This window comes from Pseudomonas mosselii (assembly GCF_003205295.1).
In the GTDB taxonomy this organism is placed as follows: Bacteria; Pseudomonadota; Gammaproteobacteria; order Pseudomonadales; family Pseudomonadaceae; genus Aquipseudomonas; species Aquipseudomonas mosselii_B.
Genome location: NZ_QJRP01000006.1, coordinates 89,959 through 106,919 on the forward strand (window position 1 = coordinate 89,959; position 16,961 = coordinate 106,919).

General features: G+C 64.6%; 17 protein-coding genes. 9 read left to right on the forward strand and 8 right to left on the reverse strand.

Annotated features, from left to right (window positions below):
* Positions 1 to 22: 22 nt before the first annotated feature.
* Together DMX06_RS08100 and DMX06_RS08105 are read right to left on the reverse strand one after the other, a co-directional pair.
* A complete protein-coding gene (locus DMX06_RS08100; protein WP_110736085.1) occupies positions 23 to 355 on the reverse strand; it encodes a DOPA 4,5-dioxygenase family protein in 333 nt (110 codons plus the stop codon).
* Between the two features lie 190 nt (positions 356 to 545).
* Complete coding sequence (locus DMX06_RS08105) at positions 546 to 1,445, reverse strand: choline sulfate utilization transcriptional regulator (protein WP_110736086.1); 900 nt, start codon at positions 1,443 to 1,445, stop codon at positions 546 to 548.
* Positions 1,446 to 1,554: 109 nt separating this feature from the next.
* On the opposite strand from DMX06_RS08105, the gene betC reads away from it, so the two are divergent.
* The 3 genes from betC to DMX06_RS08120 all read left to right on the forward strand — a co-directional run bounded on the left by betC (position 1,555) and on the right by DMX06_RS08120 (position 5,711).
* Entirely contained in the window at positions 1,555 to 3,072 is a 1,518-nt protein-coding gene (betC, locus tag DMX06_RS08110; protein WP_110736088.1) for a choline-sulfatase, read from the forward strand.
* Positions 3,073 to 3,086: 14 nt separating this feature from the next.
* Positions 3,087 to 4,010 carry a choline ABC transporter substrate-binding protein gene (choX, locus tag DMX06_RS08115; RefSeq protein WP_110736089.1) on the forward strand — a complete coding sequence of 308 codons (924 nt, stop codon included), beginning with the start codon at positions 3,087 to 3,089 and terminating at the stop codon, positions 4,008 to 4,010.
* Positions 4,011 to 4,145: 135 nt separating this feature from the next.
* Positions 4,146 to 5,711 carry a SulP family inorganic anion transporter gene (locus DMX06_RS08120; RefSeq protein ID WP_110736091.1) on the forward strand — a complete coding sequence of 522 codons (1,566 nt, stop codon included), beginning with the start codon at positions 4,146 to 4,148 and terminating at the stop codon, positions 5,709 to 5,711.
* 124 nt (positions 5,712 to 5,835) lie between these two features.
* On the opposite strand, the gene aroE is transcribed toward DMX06_RS08120, so the two are convergent.
* Both aroE and hemF read right to left on the reverse strand, forming a co-directional pair.
* Positions 5,836 to 6,660 carry a shikimate dehydrogenase gene (gene aroE / locus DMX06_RS08125; RefSeq protein WP_110736093.1) on the reverse strand — a complete coding sequence of 275 codons (825 nt, stop codon included), beginning with the start codon at positions 6,658 to 6,660 and terminating at the stop codon, positions 5,836 to 5,838.
* 25 nt (positions 6,661 to 6,685) lie between these two features.
* Positions 6,686 to 7,597, reverse strand: a complete 912-nt coding sequence (gene hemF / locus DMX06_RS08130; protein WP_110736095.1) for an oxygen-dependent coproporphyrinogen oxidase — start codon at positions 7,595 to 7,597, stop codon at positions 6,686 to 6,688.
* Between the two features lie 132 nt (positions 7,598 to 7,729).
* Here hemF and DMX06_RS08135 point away from each other — a divergent pair, with 132 nt between their 5' ends.
* Positions 7,730 to 8,707: an NADPH:quinone reductase gene (locus DMX06_RS08135; RefSeq protein ID WP_110736097.1), complete on the forward strand. Its 978-nt coding sequence runs from the start codon at positions 7,730 to 7,732 to the stop codon at positions 8,705 to 8,707.
* A gap of 115 nt (positions 8,708 to 8,822) precedes the next feature.
* On the opposite strand, the gene DMX06_RS08140 is transcribed toward DMX06_RS08135, so the two are convergent.
* From DMX06_RS08140 to dprA, 3 genes are all read right to left on the reverse strand, one after another.
* Complete coding sequence (locus DMX06_RS08140) at positions 8,823 to 9,098, reverse strand: DUF3077 domain-containing protein (protein WP_258378814.1); 276 nt, start codon at positions 9,096 to 9,098, stop codon at positions 8,823 to 8,825.
* A gap of 401 nt (positions 9,099 to 9,499) precedes the next feature.
* Positions 9,500 to 10,057, reverse strand: coding sequence for an L-threonylcarbamoyladenylate synthase (locus tag DMX06_RS08145; RefSeq protein WP_028690052.1), 558 nt, complete (start codon positions 10,055 to 10,057; stop codon positions 9,500 to 9,502).
* Between the two features lie 39 nt (positions 10,058 to 10,096).
* A complete protein-coding gene (gene dprA, locus DMX06_RS08150; RefSeq protein ID WP_110736098.1) occupies positions 10,097 to 11,194 on the reverse strand; it encodes a DNA-processing protein DprA in 1,098 nt (365 codons plus the stop codon).
* Positions 11,195 to 11,402: 208 nt separating this feature from the next.
* Between dprA and def the strand changes: the two genes are divergently transcribed.
* The 5 genes from def to DMX06_RS08175 all read left to right on the forward strand — a co-directional run bounded on the left by def (position 11,403) and on the right by DMX06_RS08175 (position 15,932).
* Positions 11,403 to 11,909: a peptide deformylase gene (gene def / locus DMX06_RS08155; protein WP_110736100.1), complete on the forward strand. Its 507-nt coding sequence runs from the start codon at positions 11,403 to 11,405 to the stop codon at positions 11,907 to 11,909.
* Positions 11,910 to 11,971: 62 nt separating this feature from the next.
* Entirely contained in the window at positions 11,972 to 12,904 is a 933-nt protein-coding gene (gene fmt, locus DMX06_RS08160; RefSeq protein WP_110736101.1) for a methionyl-tRNA formyltransferase, read from the forward strand.
* The gene (gene rsmB / locus DMX06_RS08165; RefSeq protein ID WP_110736103.1) at positions 12,901 to 14,211 is read left to right on the forward strand and encodes a 16S rRNA (cytosine(967)-C(5))-methyltransferase RsmB; all 1,311 of its coding nucleotides are present in this window, start codon (positions 12,901 to 12,903) and stop codon (positions 14,209 to 14,211) included. The genes fmt and rsmB overlap by 4 nt, the downstream gene beginning before the upstream one ends.
* Before the next feature lie 27 nt (positions 14,212 to 14,238).
* The gene (trkA, locus tag DMX06_RS08170; RefSeq protein WP_050707620.1) at positions 14,239 to 15,612 is read left to right on the forward strand and encodes a Trk system potassium transporter TrkA; all 1,374 of its coding nucleotides are present in this window, start codon (positions 14,239 to 14,241) and stop codon (positions 15,610 to 15,612) included.
* 11 nt (positions 15,613 to 15,623) lie between these two features.
* Positions 15,624 to 15,932: a tetratricopeptide repeat protein gene (locus tag DMX06_RS08175; protein WP_110736104.1), complete on the forward strand. Its 309-nt coding sequence runs from the start codon at positions 15,624 to 15,626 to the stop codon at positions 15,930 to 15,932.
* Positions 15,933 to 16,049: 117 nt separating this feature from the next.
* Here DMX06_RS08175 and DMX06_RS08180 read toward each other — a convergent pair whose 3' ends face one another.
* Complete coding sequence (locus DMX06_RS08180) at positions 16,050 to 16,937, reverse strand: lysophospholipid acyltransferase (RefSeq protein ID WP_110736106.1); 888 nt, start codon at positions 16,935 to 16,937, stop codon at positions 16,050 to 16,052.
* Positions 16,938 to 16,961 lie beyond the last annotated feature (24 nt).

Genomic DNA, 16,961 nt, shown 5'->3' on the forward strand with positions numbered 1-16,961 from the left:
GGCCCGCACAGGCAACAACGATCTACTCTTTGAAAATCGACAGATCCAACGGCCTGATCGCCCCCATCCAGATCGCATGATCGCGGTGATCGGCCAGCTCATCCCCGGTTTCCGGGTGCAGGAACACCACCAGCCCCTTGCGATACAGCGCCAGCCACGGCAGCACCACGCCAACCACCTCCGGCCCGAAGGCCAGCTGGCAGCTCCAGTCCGGGTGCGGCCCGACCGGCTTCTGGTGCATGCGCCCCATGGTCACGGGGAACAGCCGAGTCGCCTCCTCGCACAGCGCGCGGGCCTGTTCCATGGTCGATGCGTCGTAGTACACGTGGGCGTGATAGCCCTTGATCCTTTGCACGGTGGCTCCTGATAGCAGTAATGCGAACATCTTGAAGTCTACGCCATCCCTGTAGGAGCGGCCTTGCCGAGGCGTCGGACCGGTCGGAAAGGGGCGCGAAGCGGCCCCAGAATTTGCGTGATGATCACGATCGCCGGGGCTGCTGCGCAGCCCTTTCGCGACACAAGGCCGCTCCTACAGACAGCGCCGTTCATCGACCACGCTCCTGCTCCAGCCAATCCACAAACCGCTGGATTAATACTCCGCGCCGTTTGCGCGGCGGCAGCACCACGTAATACCCGCGCTCCGACCGCAGACTGCCTTCCATAGGCCGACACAACAACCCTTGCTCGACCAGCCCATCAACCAGGTGTGCCCAGCCGATGGCCACCCCTTGCCCGGCAATCGCGGCCTGAATCAGCAGCGTGTAGTTATCGAATCGCAGCTGCCCGGACGGAGGTGGGCTGTCCAGGCCCAGACCGCGAAACACTCCCGCCCAATCAAACCAGCGGCTGGCCTGCTCACCCTTCAGATGCAGCAAAGGCAATCGTTGCAAAGCCACGACTGACAAGGGTTTGCTATCAGTCAGCCGCGGGCTGCAAACCGGGAAGACCTCTTCATCGAACAACCAGCGGCTCTCGCCCTGGTGAAAGCGACCATCACCAAACAGCACCGCCACATCGATGTCCGGGCGCAGCATCCCCTGGCTGCGCTCGCCGGTCACCAGGCTCACATCCACCTGTGGATAAGCCTGGTGGAAGCGCTGCAGACGCGGCATCAGCCAGAACGCGGCAAACGCGAAGTCGGTGGCCACCTGCAACACCTCACGTTGACCACGTCCGCTGGCCAAGGCAACGCCATCGTCCATGGCCAGAAGCCCTTGATGCACCTGTTCGAACAGCAACTGGCCCGCCTCGGTCAGCTCAATGCCCCGGTAGATACGATCGAACAACCGCGTCCCCAGCTGCGCCTCCAGGCGCTTGACCTGCTGGCTTACTGCCGGCTGCGTGGTGCCCAGCTCCAGGGCCGCAGCCGTGAAACCGCGTAGGCGCGCGGCGGACTCGAACACCCGCAAGGCGTCGAGGGACAGGTCGGCAAGGTGCTCAAACATAAGCTTGGCTAATCCCAGTCATTGCCCGGCATGGGCTTTACCCACGTTATCCACAGCACCATGCTGGATTGCAAGCGTTCACCATAACTCCAGACGATGGAAGGGCACCATGAAGCAACCCAACATCCTGTTCATCATGGCCGACCAGATGGCCGCGCCGCTGCTGCCAATCTACAACCCGTCGCCGATCAGGATGCCCAATCTCGCGCGCCTCGCCGAGCAGGCCGTGGTGTTCGACTCCGCCTATTGCAACAGCCCGTTGTGCGCCCCGTCGCGCTTCACCCTGGTCAGCGGCCAGTTGCCCAGCCGCATCGGCGCATACGACAACGCCGCCGACTTCCCCGCCGATATTCCGACCTACGCCCATTACCTGCGCCGCCTCGGCTACCGCACCGCACTGTCGGGCAAGATGCACTTCTGCGGCCCGGATCAACTGCATGGCTATGAGCAAAGACTGACCAGCGACATCTACCCGGCCGATTACGGCTGGGCGGTGAACTGGGATGCCCCCGACGAACGCCCGAGCTGGTACCACAACATGTCATCGGTGTTGCAGGCTGGCCCCTGCGTGCGCACCAATCAGCTGGATTTCGACGAGGAAGTGGTATTCAAGGCGCGCCAGTACCTCTACGACCATGTGCGCGAAGATGATGGCAGGCCGTTCTGCCTGACCGTATCGATGACCCACCCGCACGACCCGTACACCATCCCCAAACGCTACTGGGATCTCTACGAGGCTGTGGATGTCCCGCTGCCACGCGACGAGATTGCCCAGGGCCAGCAAGACCCTCACTCGCAACGCCTGCTCAAGGTCTACGACCTTTGGGACAAGCCGCTGCCTGTGGCCAAGGTCCGCGATGCCCGCCGCGCCTACTTCGGCGCTTGCAGCTACATCGACGACAACATCGGTCAGCTCCTGCAGACACTGGAAGACTGCGACCTCGCAGACAACACCCTGATCGTGTTCTCCGGCGACCATGGCGACATGCTTGGCGAGCGGGGACTCTGGTACAAGATGCACTGGTTCGAGATGTCGGCGCGGGTGCCGTTATTGATCCACGCACCCAAGCACTTCGCTCCAGCGCGAATCAGCGCCAGCGTCTCCACCTGCGACTTGCTACCGACCCTGGTCGAGTTGGCCGGCGGTGCTGTGGATAAAGACCTGCACCTGGACGGCCGCTCGCTGCTCGGCCACCTGCAAGGGCAGGGGGGCCATGATGAGGTGATCGGCGAGTACATGGCCGAAGGCACCGTCGGCCCGTTGATGATGATCCGTCGCGGCGCATACAAGTTCGTGTACAGCGAGGACGACCCCTGTTTACTCTACGACCTGAGCCGCGACCCGCACGAGCGGGAGAACCTCACCGGCAGCCCGGAGCATCAGGCGCTGCTGCAGGCATTTGTCGATGAAGCACGCCAGCGCTGGGATATCCCCAGCCTGCGCCAGCAGGTGCTGGCCAGCCAGCGCCGCCGCCGCCTGGTGGCCGAGGCGCTGGCCATCGGCACGCTGAAAAGCTGGGACCACCAACCATTGGTGGATGCCAGCCAACAGTACATGCGCAACCACATCGATCTCGACGACCTCGAGCGCAAGGCACGTTATCCACAGCCCGCACCCCTGGATTGAGAAGAGAGGCCGCCATGCAGAAGTTCTCCACCGCCGTGCTCGCCCTGGCCCTGGGCCTGGGCACGGCCCACGCCGCCGACGGCGACGCGCAATGCAACACCGTGAAACTGGCCGACCCCGGCTGGAGCGATATCGCCAGCACCAACGCCATCGCCCGCCTGCTCCTGGAAAGCCTGGGTTACCAGGTGAAGATCGACAGCCTGGCCGTGCCGATCATCTACGGCGGCCTCAAGGATGGTCGGGTGGATGCCTTCCTCGGCAACTGGATGCCGGCGCAGCAGGGTTTTCATGACAAGTTCATCGCCAATGGCGACGTGCAGCAGCTGGCGCGCAACCTGGAGGGCACCGAGTTCACCCTGGCGGTGCCCGATTATGTGTGGGAGGCCGGCGTGAAGGACTTCGCCGACCTGCACAAGTACGCCGACAAGTTCGACAAGAAGCTCTACGGCATCGGCTCCGGAGCGCCGGCCAACCTGTCGCTGAAGGAGATCATCGACAAGAACGACTTCGAGCTCGGCCAGTGGAAACTGGTCGAGTCCAGCGAGCAGGCGATGCTGGCCCAGGTGGACCGGGCGGTGAAGAAACAGCAGTTCATCACCTTCCTCGGCTGGACGCCGCACCCGATGAACGTGAAGTTGAAGATGCATTACCTCACGGGTGGCGAAAAATGGTTTGGCAGCAAAGGCGATGTGTACACGCTGACCCGCAAGGGATATCCACAGGCTTGTCCGAATGCGGCGAAGTTGCTGGGCAACCTGACGTTCACGCTGGATATGGAGAACAGCATCATGGCCGAGGTTGTGGACAAGAAGGTGAGCTTTGATGAGGCAGCCAGGGGCTGGGTGAAGGCCCATCCACATGTGCTGAATGCCTGGCTCGCAGGGGTGACCACCAAAGCTGGTGGGGATGCAGCAGAAATGGTCAAAGCCAAACTGTGATTTTTGTCTGTTAGGCTGCTGGGGCCGCTTTGCGGCCCTTTCGCGACACAAGGCCGCTCCCACAGGGATTCGCGCTCTTCTGTGTCGCGAAACGAGGGCAAAGCCCTCGCCAGCGATATTGAACAGGAATGACGCATGCCTCGTCTCCACCACCTGCTGCCCTTCCTCTCCTGGCTCCCCCGCCAATCGGGCCGAAGCCTGTGCCAGGACCTGCTGGTGGGCCTGAGCGGCGCCATCCTCGCCCTGCCGCAATCAATCGCCTACGCCCTGATTGCCGGCCTGCCCGCCGAATACGGCCTGTACGCCGCCATCGTGCCGGTGCTGGTGGCCTGCCTGTGGGGCTCGTCCTGGCACCTGATCTGCGGCCCTACCGCCGCCATCTCCATTGTCCTCTACGCCAGCATCAGCCCACTGGCCGTGGCCGGCAGCGCCGACTACGTGACCCTGGTGCTGCTGCTGACCTTCCTCGGCGGCGTCTTCCAACTCTTGCTGGGGCTGCTGCGCTTCGGCGCACTGGTCAACTTCGTCTCCCATTCGGTGGTGCTGGGCTTCACCCTCGGTGCCGCCGTCGTCATCGCCTTGGGACAACTGCCCAACCTGCTGGGCCTGGACCTGCCAAGCCAGGCCACGGCTCTGAAGACCGTGCAGGAACTGGCTGGCCATATGGGCGAGGTGGACATGCCTTCGCTGGTCCTGGGACTGGGCACCCTGGTGATTGGCGGGGTGCTGAAGCTTTGGCGTCCACGCTGGCCGAGCCTGTTGATAAGTCTGCTGCTGGTGAGCCTGGTGGCCTGGCTGTTGCCCGGTATGTTCGACCATGTGCCGCGCGTGCCCGCTTTCATCGGCCAGTTGCCACCGCTCAGCCCACTGCCGTTACTCGATGTGGAACTGATGCTGCGCCTGCTGCCCAGCGCCGTGGCCATCGGCATGCTTGGGCTGGTCACCAGCCTGTCCATCGCTCGTTCACTGTCGGCACGTTCCGAGCAACTGATCGACGCCAACCAGGACATCCGTGCCCAGGGCCTGTCGAACATCGTGGGGGCATTCTTCTCCGGCTACCTGTCCTCTGGCTCCTTCACCCGCTCCGGGCTCAGTTACGACGCGGGTGCTCGCTCACCGTTGGCCGGGGTGTTCTCGGCGCTGTGGGTGGCGCTGTTCGCGGTGGTGGGGGCCAGGCTGATCGCCCATCTGCCGATCCCGGCCATGGCGGGCAGCATCCTGCTGATCTGCTGGGGGCTGGTAGACCATCGCGGCATCCGTGCGCTGTTCCGGGTCAGCCGCTCGGAATTCCTGGTCATGGCGCTGACTGCCGCCGCGACGTTGCTGCTGGAGCTGCAGACGGCGATCTACGCCGGGGTACTGGCGTCGCTGTTCTTCTACCTCAAACGCACTTCGCGGCCACGGGTACAGCAGAGCCGGGAAGGGGAGGCGGACGTGTTACGGGTGGGAGGTTCGATCTTCTTTGGCGCGACGCATTACCTGCAGGTGCGCTTGCAGCGCTGCCAGGGGCCGCATGTGGTGATCGATGCGCGGCAGGTGAACTTCATCGATTATTCGGGTGTGGATATGTTGCACCGCGAGGCGCGGCGGTTAATTAGAGTTGGCGGGAGCCTGACGTTGCAGCGAGCAAGGCCACAGGTGGTCGAGGAGCTACAGAAGCTGGAGGGAGTGGAGCAGTGTCCGATCCGGTTCGATGATTGACCTTTTAGATCCTGGGGCTGCTTTGCAGCCCTTTCGCGGTACAAGGCCGCTCCTACAGGGGACCGCGCACTCTTGTAGGAGCGGCCTTGTGCCGCGAAAGGGCCGCAAAGCGGCCCCGGCGATATCAGGCCCGAGCCAACTGCCTACGCAGCTCATCCAGCACCGGCCCAGTCTCCGGCCGAACCCCCCGCCAGATAAAGAACGCCTCAGCCGCCTGCTCGGCCAGCATCCCCAGCCCATCCAGCGCCTTGGCCGCACCCAGCCTGCTGGCCCACTGGCAGAACGGCGTCGGCTCCTTCCCATACATCATGTCGTAGCAAACGGTGCGCCCCGCTTCGACCAGGCTGTCGGCAATCGGCGGCAGCTCGCCGGACAAGCTCGCCGAGGTGGCATTGATGATCACGTCCACCGGCTCCTGCAACCAGCTGAAACCACTGGCCACCACCGGGCCCAACTCATCGAATTCGCGCGCCAGCTGCTCGGCCTTTTCCACGGTGCGGTTGGCAATCACCAGCGATTGCGGCTTGTGCGCCAAGATAGGCTCCAGCACACCCCGAACAGCACCGCCAGCGCCAAGGATAAGGATGCGCTTGCCAGCCAGGGTTACCCCGGCATTCACTGTCAGGTCCCGCACCAGCCCTGCGCCGTCGGTGTTGTCGCCCTGCAACGTACCATCGGCCAGCTTGGTCAAGGTGTTCACCGCGCCGGCGCGCTGGGCACGCGGGGTGAGGCTGTCGCACAGGCGATAGGCCTCTTCCTTGAACGGCACGGTGACATTGGCACCGCTGCCTTGCTTGAAGAAGCCTGTGGCGCAGTCGCTGAACTCGTCCAGCGGCGCCAGCAGGGTGGCGTACTCCAGGTCCTGGCCGGTCTGGTCGGCGAACAGGCGGTGGATCAGCGGCGACTTGCTGTGGCCGATGGGGTTGCCGAATACGACGTACTGGTCCATGAGGGCTCCTCGGTTATCCACAGGCTTACTGGGCGAGCCAGTCGCGGTCCTGCAGGAAGTAGTCGGTCAGGCGCGCTTCCTCGCTGCCCGGCTCCGCTTTCCAATCGTAGCCCCAGCGTACCTGCGGCGGCAGCGACATCAGGATCGACTCGGTGCGACCACCGGACTGCAAACCGAACAGCGTGCCACGGTCGTAGACCAGGTTGAACTCGACATAGCGGCCACGGCGGTACTCCTGGAATTCGCGCTGCTTGGCGGTATACGGCATGTCCTTGCGGCGCTGGATGATCGGCAGGTAGGCATCGACATAGGCATCGCCGATGGCGCGCATGAAGGCGAAGCAGGTGTCGAAGTCCCACTCGTTCAGGTCGTCGAAGAACAGGCCGCCAATGCCGCGTGGCTCGCCACGGTGCTTGAGGTGGAAGTAGCGGTCGCACCAGGCCTTGTAGCGCGGGTAGACGTCGGCGCCGAACGGCGCGCAGGCCTGCTCGGCGACGCGGTGCCAGTGCACGCAGTCTTCCTCGTTGCCGTAGTACGGGGTCAGGTCGAAACCGCCACCGAACCACCACACCGCCTCTTCGCCTTCTTTTTCAGCGATGAAGAACCGCACGTTGGCGTGGGAAGTCGGCACATGCGGATTGTGCGGGTGGATCACCAGCGACACGCCCAAGGCCTCGAAACCACGGCCCGCCAGCTCCGGCCGGTGGGCACTGGCCGACGGCGGTAGGCCGGCGCCAAACACGTGGGAGAAGTTCACGCCGCCTTTCTCGATCACCTTGCCCTCGCCGATCACCCGTGTGCGACCGCCGCCGCCGGCATCGCGCACCCAGGCATCCTCGACGAAGCGGGCGCCGCCGTCTTCGGTTTCGAGGGCAGAGCAGATGCGGTCTTGCAGGTCGAGCAGGTAGGCTTTTACGGCCTCGGTGCGGCTGGTCATCGGGTCACCTGGAAGGAGCGGGAAAATTCGCCGGGTAGCATACCACCGGCCGACGCCGCGTCGCAGTTGACGGCGGTCAAGCAAAGGCGTCCGATAGAAGGCCTTTGCGACCCTCGACGACAGGAGTGTGTGATGGCCAAGCGTATCCAGTTCAGCCAGCATGGCGGCCCGGAAGTCCTGCAACTGGTGGAGTTCGACCCGGTACCGCCCGGCCCGCAGCAGGTGCGGGTGCGCAACCATGCGATCGGCTTGAATTTCATCGACACCTATTTCCGCAGCGGGCTGTATGCACCTCCTGCGCTGCCTTCCGGGCTGGGCACCGAAGCGGCCGGTGTGGTCGAGGCGGTGGGCGAGGGCGTCAGTCGCATCAAGGTCGGCGACCGCGTGGCGTACGCCGGTGGGCCGCTGGGGGCCTACAGCGAGGTGCATACGCTGCCGGAGGCCAACCTGGTGAAGCTGCCTGAGGCGATCAGCTTCGAACAGGCGGCGGCGGTGATGCTCAAGGGGCTGACCACGCAGTATTTGCTCAAGCAGACCTATGCCGTGCAGCCGGGGGACTTCGTGCTGTTCCATGCCGCCGCCGGCGGTGTGGGGTCGCTGGCTTGCCAGTGGGCCAAGGCACTGGGCGCGAAGCTGATCGGCACCGTCAGCTCTGCTGAGAAAGCCGAACGGGCCAAGGCCCTCGGCGCCTGGGCGACCATCGACTACAGCCATGAAGACGTGGCCAAGCGTGTGCTGGAGCTGACAGACGGTCAGAAGTGCGCGGTGGTGTATGACGGCGTGGGCGCCGATACCTGGCTGACCTCGCTGGATTGCTTGAGGCCGCGAGGTTTGATGGTCAGCTTTGGCAATGCCTCCGGCGCGGTAACCGGGGTCAACTTGGGGATCCTGTCGCAGAAGGGGTCGTTGTATGTCACCCGGCCGACGCTGGGGAGCTACGCCAACAACGCCGAGAACACCCAGGCCATGGCCGATGACCTGTTCGCGATGATCGCCAGTGGCAAGCTGGTTGTGGATATCCAGCAGCGGTATCCGTTGAGCGAGGCGGCCAGGGCGCAGGCGGAGTTGTCGGCGCGGCGGACCGTTGGCTCGACTGTGCTTCTGCCTTGAGGCCCTGGGGCCGCTTTGCGGCCCTTCGCGGGTAAACCCGCTCCCACAGGGACCGCGCAGATCTCAAGGCTGCCACCTAACCTGTGGGAGCGGGTTTACCCGCGAATGCGTCAGCTCAGCCAGCGGGCCTCTTGATCACAGGTGCTGACTCGATGCCATCGAGCATCGCCTCCACCAACCCCTCCGCCATTTCCAGCGAATGCAGGCTTGACCAGTACATGCCACGCCCCTCGTCGCGCAGGTGGTCGAGTGCCTTGATGCCGGTGTCGTAGGCGCAGCGCAGGTAGAGCGCTACGTGTACCAGGGCGTCGTGGGCTTCGATGTTGGGATTTACGGTGAAAAGCGGCGGGTGGCCGGCGTCGCAGCGGCCGAAGGGGTGGCAGCTGCACACGGGGTGGTAAACCGGGAGAGATCTCAAATCCCGGCAGGCAAAAAGCCTCCCGCATGCAGCCGCCATTGACTGCCAAGATCTCTCCCTGCTCGGGTTACCACACCCGATCGCCAAGCTATTCGGCGACGGTCTGGAGCCTAGAGGCAAGCGTTCCCACTGAGAAGGTAATGGCAGTCGACAGACTGCGTAGGATATTTCTCTGAATTCAGAATGGGCAGCCATCTGGGTGCAAATCAGAAAAATCGGCGGAAATTCTGGGGCCGCTTTGCGGCCCTTTCCGACCGGTCCGACGCCTCGGCAAGGCCGCTCCCACAGGTTACAGCGCCAAGCCTGAGAGCTGCGCTTTACCTGTGGGAGCGGCCTTGTGTCGCGAAACGAGGGCGAAGCCCTCGCCAGCGGTATCAACCCGGACGCACGACCTCGCCGGTCGCCAGGTCGCGAATCAGGCTCGGGTTCTTCCGCCCACCCAACGCCCCACCCAGCACCATGTCCAGCTCGTTGTGGAAATACTGCTCCACCCGCAACCGGCTCTTGGCCGCCGGCCGCCCGGCCGGGTTGCAGGAGGTGGAGATCAACGGCCCCACCAACGCGCACAGCTCCCGCACCTGTGGATGATCGCTGACTCGCAGCGCCACGGTGTCGTGCTGCCCGGTCACCCACTCGGGCAGCAGGCCCTGGTGCGGCACCAGCCAGGTGTTAGGCCCAGGCCAAGTGGCGCTCATGCGGTCGATCCAGTCCTGGGGGAAATCCTCGAACAGAAAGTCGAACTGGCGAATGTTGTCGGCGACCAAAATCAGCCCTTTATCCACAGGCCGCGACTTGAGCGCCAGCAGGCGATACACTGCGTCCTCGTTCCATGGGTCGCAGCCCAGGCCCCAGACCGCTTCCGTCGGATAGGCAATCACCGCACCCGCCTTCACCTCGCGCGCGGCTTGTTGCACACGCCAACTGCTCACCATTTTCCGTCTCTCCGCATAAACGCCGTGCGCGCAGTGTACTTAGCCGGCACGGGCAAACCAACGCCCGGCTTCATTGCTCACCCGGCCTTCGAGCTCCAGCTCGGTGAGACTGGCGAGCACCTGTGCCAGTGGCAGGCCGCTGCTCTGGGCCAGGCCCTCGCTGGTGTGGGGGGCAGCGTGGAGCAGGGCGAGCAGGGGATGGGCGGGTTTATCCACAACTGCAGGCGGCAGGTTCTGCCAACCGCGCAGGCTGTCGAGGATCTGCTCCACGCTTTCCACCAGCAGCGCACCATCGCGGATCAACTGATGGCAGCCCTTGGCGCCGGGGTGATGAATGGACCCAGGAATCGCATACACCTCCCGCCCCTGTTCGGCGGCAAGCCGTGCGGTGATCAACGAGCCACTGGCCAGGCTGGCCTCGACCACCAGCACACCTAGCGACAAGCCGCTGATGATCCGGTTACGGCGCGGGAAGTTGCCGGCCAGCGGCCCGGCGTCCAACGGGTACTCGGAAACCAGGGCGCTGCCACTGTCGAGCATTGCCCGTGCCAGGTCACGGTGGCGCTGTGGATAAAGTTTTTGCAAGCCCGTGCCGAGCACCCCGATAGTGTGCCCGCCGGCCTTCAAAGCGGCCCGATGAGCGGCACCGTCAACGCCGAGCGCCAGCCCGCTAGTGATGGTGAAACCGGCCTGGGACAGGTATCGGGAAAACGCACCTGCGGTATCCAATGCGGGAGGTGAAGCACGCCTGCTGCCCACGATCGCCAGTTGCGGTTGTTCGAGCAAAGCGGGGTCGCCCGCGACGAACAACAGCGGCGGCGGATCGTCTATCTCGGCCAGCAGTGCCGGGTAGCCAAGCCCGTCCCACATCAGTAAATGCTGGCCAGGACGCTCTAGCCAGCGCATTGCAGCCAATGCGCCATCGCGCACTTGCGGGCTGCGGCGGGCGTCTATACTGGCAGCCTTAAGTCCCAATGCATGCCAGGCGCTGGCCGGCGCGCTGAGGGCCGACGAGGCACTGCCGAACGCTTCGATGAGGGTATGGAAACGACGCAAGCCAATATCCGGAAGGCTATGAAGACGCAGCCGCGCCTCCAGTTCCGCAGGCGGACAAGGCGACGAACGGGATGGGTTCATGGTGGATCATCCTTGATCGACAGGGGGCCAGATACGTGGCACAACCTGTGGATAACTTTGTGAGTAACACTTTGAAAAGCTGTCCATGAAATGGCAGCTATCAAGCCCATAGAGACCCTAGCCAAGCTTCACAGGTGCCGAACGCCCCATTTCCCTTTATTATGTGTGCTCAGTTTTCAACCGACCGCACAGTGACTGCCTGACCGCCATGGCCATTTTGAACATTCTCGAATTCCCCGATCCGCGCCTGCGCACCATCGCCAAACCGGTGACGGAGTTCGACGACGCCCTGAGCCAGCTGATCGACGACATGTTCGAGACCATGTACGAGGCGCCCGGCATCGGCCTGGCCGCCACCCAGGTCAACGTACACAAGCAGGTCGTGGTGATGGACCTGAGCGAAGACCGCAGCGAGCCGCGGGTGTTCATCAACCCCACGGTCGAGGAACTGACCCACGACATGGGCCAGTACCAGGAAGGCTGCCTGTCGGTGCCCGGCTTCTACGAGAACGTCGACCGCCCGTTGCGCGTGCGGGTCAAGGCCCAGGACCGCGACGGCAAACCCTACGAGCTGGAGGCCGAAGGCCTGCTGGCCGTGTGCGTGCAGCACGAGTTCGATCACCTCAACGGCAAGCTGTTCGTCGACTACCTGTCCCAGCTCAAACGCGACCGGATCAAGAAGAAGCTGGAAAAGCAGCACCGCCAGCAAGCCTGATCCCCACCTTCCAGAAGGCTTGCTCCGGCAAGCCTTTTTCTTTTTGAAGAAGCGAGAACTCCATGCGCATCGTCTTCGCAGGCACTCCAGAGTTTGCCGCCGAACACCTCAAGGCCCTGCTCGACAGCCCGTACGAGATCGTGGCCGTCTACACCCAGCCCGACCGCCCGGCCGGCCGTGGCCAGAAGCTCATGCCGAGCGCGGTCAAGGCGCTGGCCGTGGCCCATGACATCCCGGTGTACCAACCGCAGACCCTGCGCAATGCCGATGCACAAGCTGAACTCGCCGCACTGAGGCCAGACCTGATGGTGGTGGTCGCCTACGGCCTGATCCTGCCGCAAGTAGTGCTGGATATCCCGCGCCTGGGCTGCATCAACAGCCACGCCTCCCTGCTGCCACGCTGGCGCGGTGCGGCACCGATCCAGCGCGCCGTGGAAGCCGGCGACGCCGAGAGCGGCGTGACCGTGATGCGCATGGAAGCAGGCCTGGATACCGGCCCGATGCTGCTCAAGGTGGTCACCCCGATCAGCGCCGAGGATACCGGCGGCACCCTGCACGACCGCCTCGCCACCATGGGCCCGGGCGCCGTGGTGCAGGCCATTGCCGGCCTGGCCGATGGCAGCCTGCAAGGTGAAGTCCAGGACGATGCCCTGGCCACTTATGCACACAAGCTGAACAAGGACGAGGCGCGCATCGACTGGAGCCGCCCTGCCGTCGAGCTGGAGCGCCTGATCCGTGCCTTCAACCCCTGGCCGGTGTGCCACAGCACCCTCGACGGCGAAAGCGTGAAGGTGCTGGCCGCCAACTTGTCCACAGGCAAGGGTGCCCCCGGCGAAATCCTCTCTGCCAGCAAGGACGGCTTGGTCGTCGCCTGCGGTGACGGCGCCCTGAGCCTGACCCGCCTGCAACTGCCCGGCGGCAAGGCCCTGGCCTTCAGCGACCTGTTCAACAGCCGCCGCGAGAAGTTCGCCAGCGGCAAGGTGCTTGGCCAATGAACCCTCGCCTGGCCGCCGCCCGTGCCCTTGCCGCCGTGCTCAGCGGCAAGGCCTCGCTGAACAGCTCGTTGCCGGCGCAACTGGACAAGGTCGAAGAGCGCGACCGTGGCCTGACTCAAGACCTTGCCTTCGGTACCGCCCGTTGGCAGCCACGCCTCGACCTGCTGGCCGCGCAACTGCTGCAGAAGCCGTTCAAGGCCGCCGATGCCGATGTGCAGGCGCTGCTGCTGGTCGGCCTGTACCAGCTGTTCTACACGCGCATCCCGGCCCACGCCGCCATTGGTGAAACGGTCGGCTGCGCCGACAAGCTCAAGAAGCCGTGGGCAAAGGGGCTGCTCAACGCCGTGCTGCGCCGCGCCCAGCGTGAAGGCGAGGAGCTGCTCGCCGGCATGGAACGCGACCCCGTGGTACGCACCGCACACCCGCGCTGGCTGCAGAAGGCGCTGAAAACGTTCTGGCCGGAGCAATGGGAAGCCATCTGCGCCGCCAACAACGCCCACCCGCCGATGATCCTGCGGATCAACCGCCGCCACCACACCCGCGACGCCTACCTGGTGCTGCTGGCCGAGGCCGGCATCCAGGCCAGCGCCTGCCAGTTCAGCCGCGACGGTATCGTCCTGGCCGAAGCCTGCAACGTACGTGGTTTGCCGGGCTTCGCCGACGGCTGGGTGAGCGTGCAGGACGAAGCCGCGCAACTGTCCGCCGACCTGCTCGAACTGGCCCCCGGCCAGCGCGTGCTCGACGCCTGCTGCGCCCCGGGCGGCAAGACCTGCCACCTGCTGGAAGCCGAACCTGGCCTGGCCCACATGGTCGCCATCGACCTGGAAGCCAAACGCCTGGCCCGCGTGCGCGAGAACCTCGACCGCCTCAAGCTCGACGCCGAGCTGATCGCCTGCGACGCCCGTGAAACCGCCAGCTGGTGGGACGGCAAACCGTTCCAGCGCATCCTGCTCGATGCGCCCTGCTCGGCCACCGGCGTGATCCGCCGCCACCCGGACATCAAGCTGACCCGCCAGGCCGAGGACATCCCGGCACTGGCCGCGCTGCAAGGCGAGCTGCTCGATGCCCTGTGGCCGACCCTGGAAGTAGGCGGCATGCTGCTCTACGCCACCTGCTCGAGCCTGCCAACCGAGAACACCGAAGTGATCGACGCCTTCCTCGCCCGCACCCCCGGTGCCCGCGAGCTGGACCTGGCCACCGAGGCCGGCCTGCGCCAGCCCCACGGCCGCCAGCTGCTGGCCCAGGAAGGCGGTCACGACGGGTTCTACTATGCCAAGCTGATCAAGATCGCCGCCTCGCGCGGGTAAAGAACAAAAAAGGGTAGGGAGTAGCGGATGAAGATCATCATCCTCGGCGCAGGCCAGGTCGGCGGTACCCTGGCAGAGCACCTGGCCAGCGAAGCCAACGACATCACCGTGGTCGATACCGACAGCGAGCGCCTGCGCGACCTGGGCGATCGCCTGGACATCCGCACCGTGCAGGGCCGCGCCTCGCTGCCGACGGTGCTGCGCCAGGCCGGCGCCGACGACGCCGACATGCTGGTGGCGGTGACCAACAGCGACGAGACCAACATGGTCGCCTGCCAGGTGGCCTACTCGCTGTTCCACACCCCGACCAAGATCGCCCGGGTGCGCGAGTCGGCCTACCTGACCCGCGAGGAGCTGTTCGACAACGACCATATTCCGGTGGATGTGCTGATCAGCCCCGAGCAGGTGGTAACCAACTACATCAAACGCCTGATCGAGCACCCGGGTTCGTTGCAGGTGATCGACTTCGCCGAGGGCAAGGCCCAACTGGTGGCGGTCAGGGCCTACTACGGCGGCCCGCTGGTGGGCCAGCAACTGCGCCAGATCCGCGCCCACATGCCCAATGTCGACACCCGCGTGGCGGCGATCTTCCGTCGCGACCGGCCGATCACGCCCCAGGGCGACACGGTGATCGAGGCCGACGACGAGGTGTTCTTCATCGCCGCGAAAAAAGACATCCGTGCGGTGATGGGCGAGCTGCGCCGTATCGACGAGACCAACAAACGCGTGGTCATCGCCGGCGGCGGACAGATCGGCGAGCGCCTGGCCGAGGCCATCGAGAGCCGCTACCAGGTGAAGATCATCGAGATGAACCCGGCGCGCTGCCGCTACCTCTCCGACACCCTCGAAAGCACCGTGGTGCTGCAGGGCAGCGCCTCCGACCGCGACCTGATGCTCGAAGAGAACATCGCCGACGCCGACATCTTCCTGGCGCTGACCAACGACGACGAGGCCAACATCATGTCGTCGCTGCTGGCCAAGCGCCTGGGCTCGCGCAAGGTGATGACCATCATCAACAACCCGGCCTACGTCGACCTGGTGCAGGGCGGCGAGATCGACATCGCCATCAGCCCGCAGCTGGCCACCATCGGCACCCTGCTGGCCCACGTGCGCCGCGGCGATATCGTCAGCGTGCACTCGCTGCGCCGCGGCGCGGCCGAGGCCATCGAGGCGGTGGCCCATGGCGACTCGAAGTCGAGCAAAGTGGTGGGCAAGGCCATCGAGGACATCTCGTTGCCGCCGGGCACCACCATCGGCGCGATCATCCGCGACGAGGAGGTGCTGATCGCCCATGACGACACGGTGATCGAGTCGGGCGACCATGTGATCCTGTTCGTTGTGGATAAAAAGCATATTCGGGACGTGGAGAAGCTGTTCCACGTGGGCCTGAGTTTCTTCTAGGAGGGAAGGGCATGCGCGAATCGCTGGAAAAGATGCTGGCCAAGGGTGTGGATAACCCGCTGCTGAGGTTCGGGCTGGGCAAGGCCTGGCTGGACGAGGGCAATGGGGCTGAAGCGGTGGTACACCTGGCTGCCTGTGTGAAGCAGGATCCGAAGTACTCGGCGGCGTGGAAGCTGCTGGGGAAGGCGTATCAGTTGAGCGGGGATCTGGACGGCGCGCGCAAGGCCTGGGAAGAGGGGATCGTCGCGGCGCAGGCCCATGGCGACAAGCAGGCCGAGAAAGAGATGACCGTTTTTCTCAAGAAGCTGAACAAGGCTTGAAATCGCCGGGGCTGCTTTGCAGCCCATCGCGACACAAGGCCGCTCCTACAGGGGATTGCGGTCGCCTGTAGGAGCGGCCTTGCGTCGCGAAAGGGGCGCAAAGCGCCCCCAACAATCTCAATACCAGCGCGCCTCACCCGCCGGGCGCTTCTTGAAGCGCTTCATGCTCCACATGTACTGGCTCGGATACTCGCGTACATAACGCTCGACCACCTTGCTCATGGCCGCCGCCGATTCAGTCACATCGGTGCTGTACATCGCTTCCGGCGCCGCTTCCAGGAATACCTTGAAGCCCGACCCATCCGGCAACCGCAGCGCATGCAGGAAAACACCCACCGCCTTGCCGCCAGCCAGCATGTTCGGCACGAACTTGCTGGTCAGCGCCTGGGTGCCGAGGAACGGCACGAACACACCCGCCGACTCGGCCGGCTCCGGGTCGGCCGGAATCCCCACCTGGCCACCCCGACGCACTTCCTTGATCACGCTGAGAATGCCTTCCTTGGTCGAAGGCGCCACGCGGTTGCCCATCTGTACGCGCTGTTCACGCAACAGGTCATCCACCGCCTTCAGCTTCGGCGGGCGGTAGAAGATGATCGGTTTGCACTGGTTGCAATAGAAGTGGTTGAGCACTTCCCAGTTGCCCAGGTGGCTGGTGATGCCCACCACGCCCTTGCCCGAGGCCAGGGCCTGCTCCAGCACTTCCAGGCCGTGCACTTCCTTGACCAGATCCAGCGAGCGCTGCGGCGGCCAGATCCAGGCACAGGCGCTCTCGACGAACGACTTGCCGATGTCCTTCAACGCGCGGCCAACCAGCTGCTCGCGCTCGACCGGGTCCATCTCCGGGAAACACTTGGCCAGGTTGATGCGCACGACATTGCGCGAGCCATTGGGGATTTTCCACATCAGCCAGCCGATACCGGCACCGACGCGCTGCACAGCGCTCCAGGGCAGCTTGGCAAACAGGCGCAGCACCCCGACCATCAGGGCGCCCTTGAACTTTTCCACAGGCGAATTCCTTATTTCAGCAAG

Bases quoted from the DNA above. Each gene is read 5' to 3' on its own strand.
- def (WP_110736100.1), top strand. From the start codon at position 11,403: ATGGCCATTTTGAACATTCTCGAATTCCCCGATCCGCGCCTGCGCACC.
- DMX06_RS08120 (WP_110736091.1), top strand. From the start codon at position 4,146: ATGCCTCGTCTCCACCACCTGCTGCCCTTCCTCTCCTGGCTCCCCCGC.
- DMX06_RS08105 (WP_110736086.1), bottom strand. From the start codon at position 1,445: ATGTTTGAGCACCTTGCCGACCTGTCCCTCGACGCCTTGCGGGTGTTC.
- dprA (WP_110736098.1), bottom strand. From the start codon at position 11,194: ATGAACCCATCCCGTTCGTCGCCTTGTCCGCCTGCGGAACTGGAGGCG.
- hemF (WP_110736095.1), bottom strand. From the start codon at position 7,597: ATGACCAGCCGCACCGAGGCCGTAAAAGCCTACCTGCTCGACCTGCAA.
- DMX06_RS08145 (WP_028690052.1), bottom strand. From the start codon at position 10,057: ATGGTGAGCAGTTGGCGTGTGCAACAAGCCGCGCGCGAGGTGAAGGCG.
- fmt (WP_110736101.1), top strand. From the start codon at position 11,972: ATGCGCATCGTCTTCGCAGGCACTCCAGAGTTTGCCGCCGAACACCTC.
- aroE (WP_110736093.1), bottom strand. From the start codon at position 6,660: ATGGACCAGTACGTCGTATTCGGCAACCCCATCGGCCACAGCAAGTCG.
- rsmB (WP_110736103.1), top strand. From the start codon at position 12,901: ATGAACCCTCGCCTGGCCGCCGCCCGTGCCCTTGCCGCCGTGCTCAGC.
- DMX06_RS08175 (WP_110736104.1), top strand. From the start codon at position 15,624: ATGCGCGAATCGCTGGAAAAGATGCTGGCCAAGGGTGTGGATAACCCG.
- betC (WP_110736088.1), top strand. From the start codon at position 1,555: ATGAAGCAACCCAACATCCTGTTCATCATGGCCGACCAGATGGCCGCG.
- choX (WP_110736089.1), top strand. From the start codon at position 3,087: ATGCAGAAGTTCTCCACCGCCGTGCTCGCCCTGGCCCTGGGCCTGGGC.
- DMX06_RS08135 (WP_110736097.1), top strand. From the start codon at position 7,730: ATGGCCAAGCGTATCCAGTTCAGCCAGCATGGCGGCCCGGAAGTCCTG.
- trkA (WP_050707620.1), top strand. From the start codon at position 14,239: ATGAAGATCATCATCCTCGGCGCAGGCCAGGTCGGCGGTACCCTGGCA.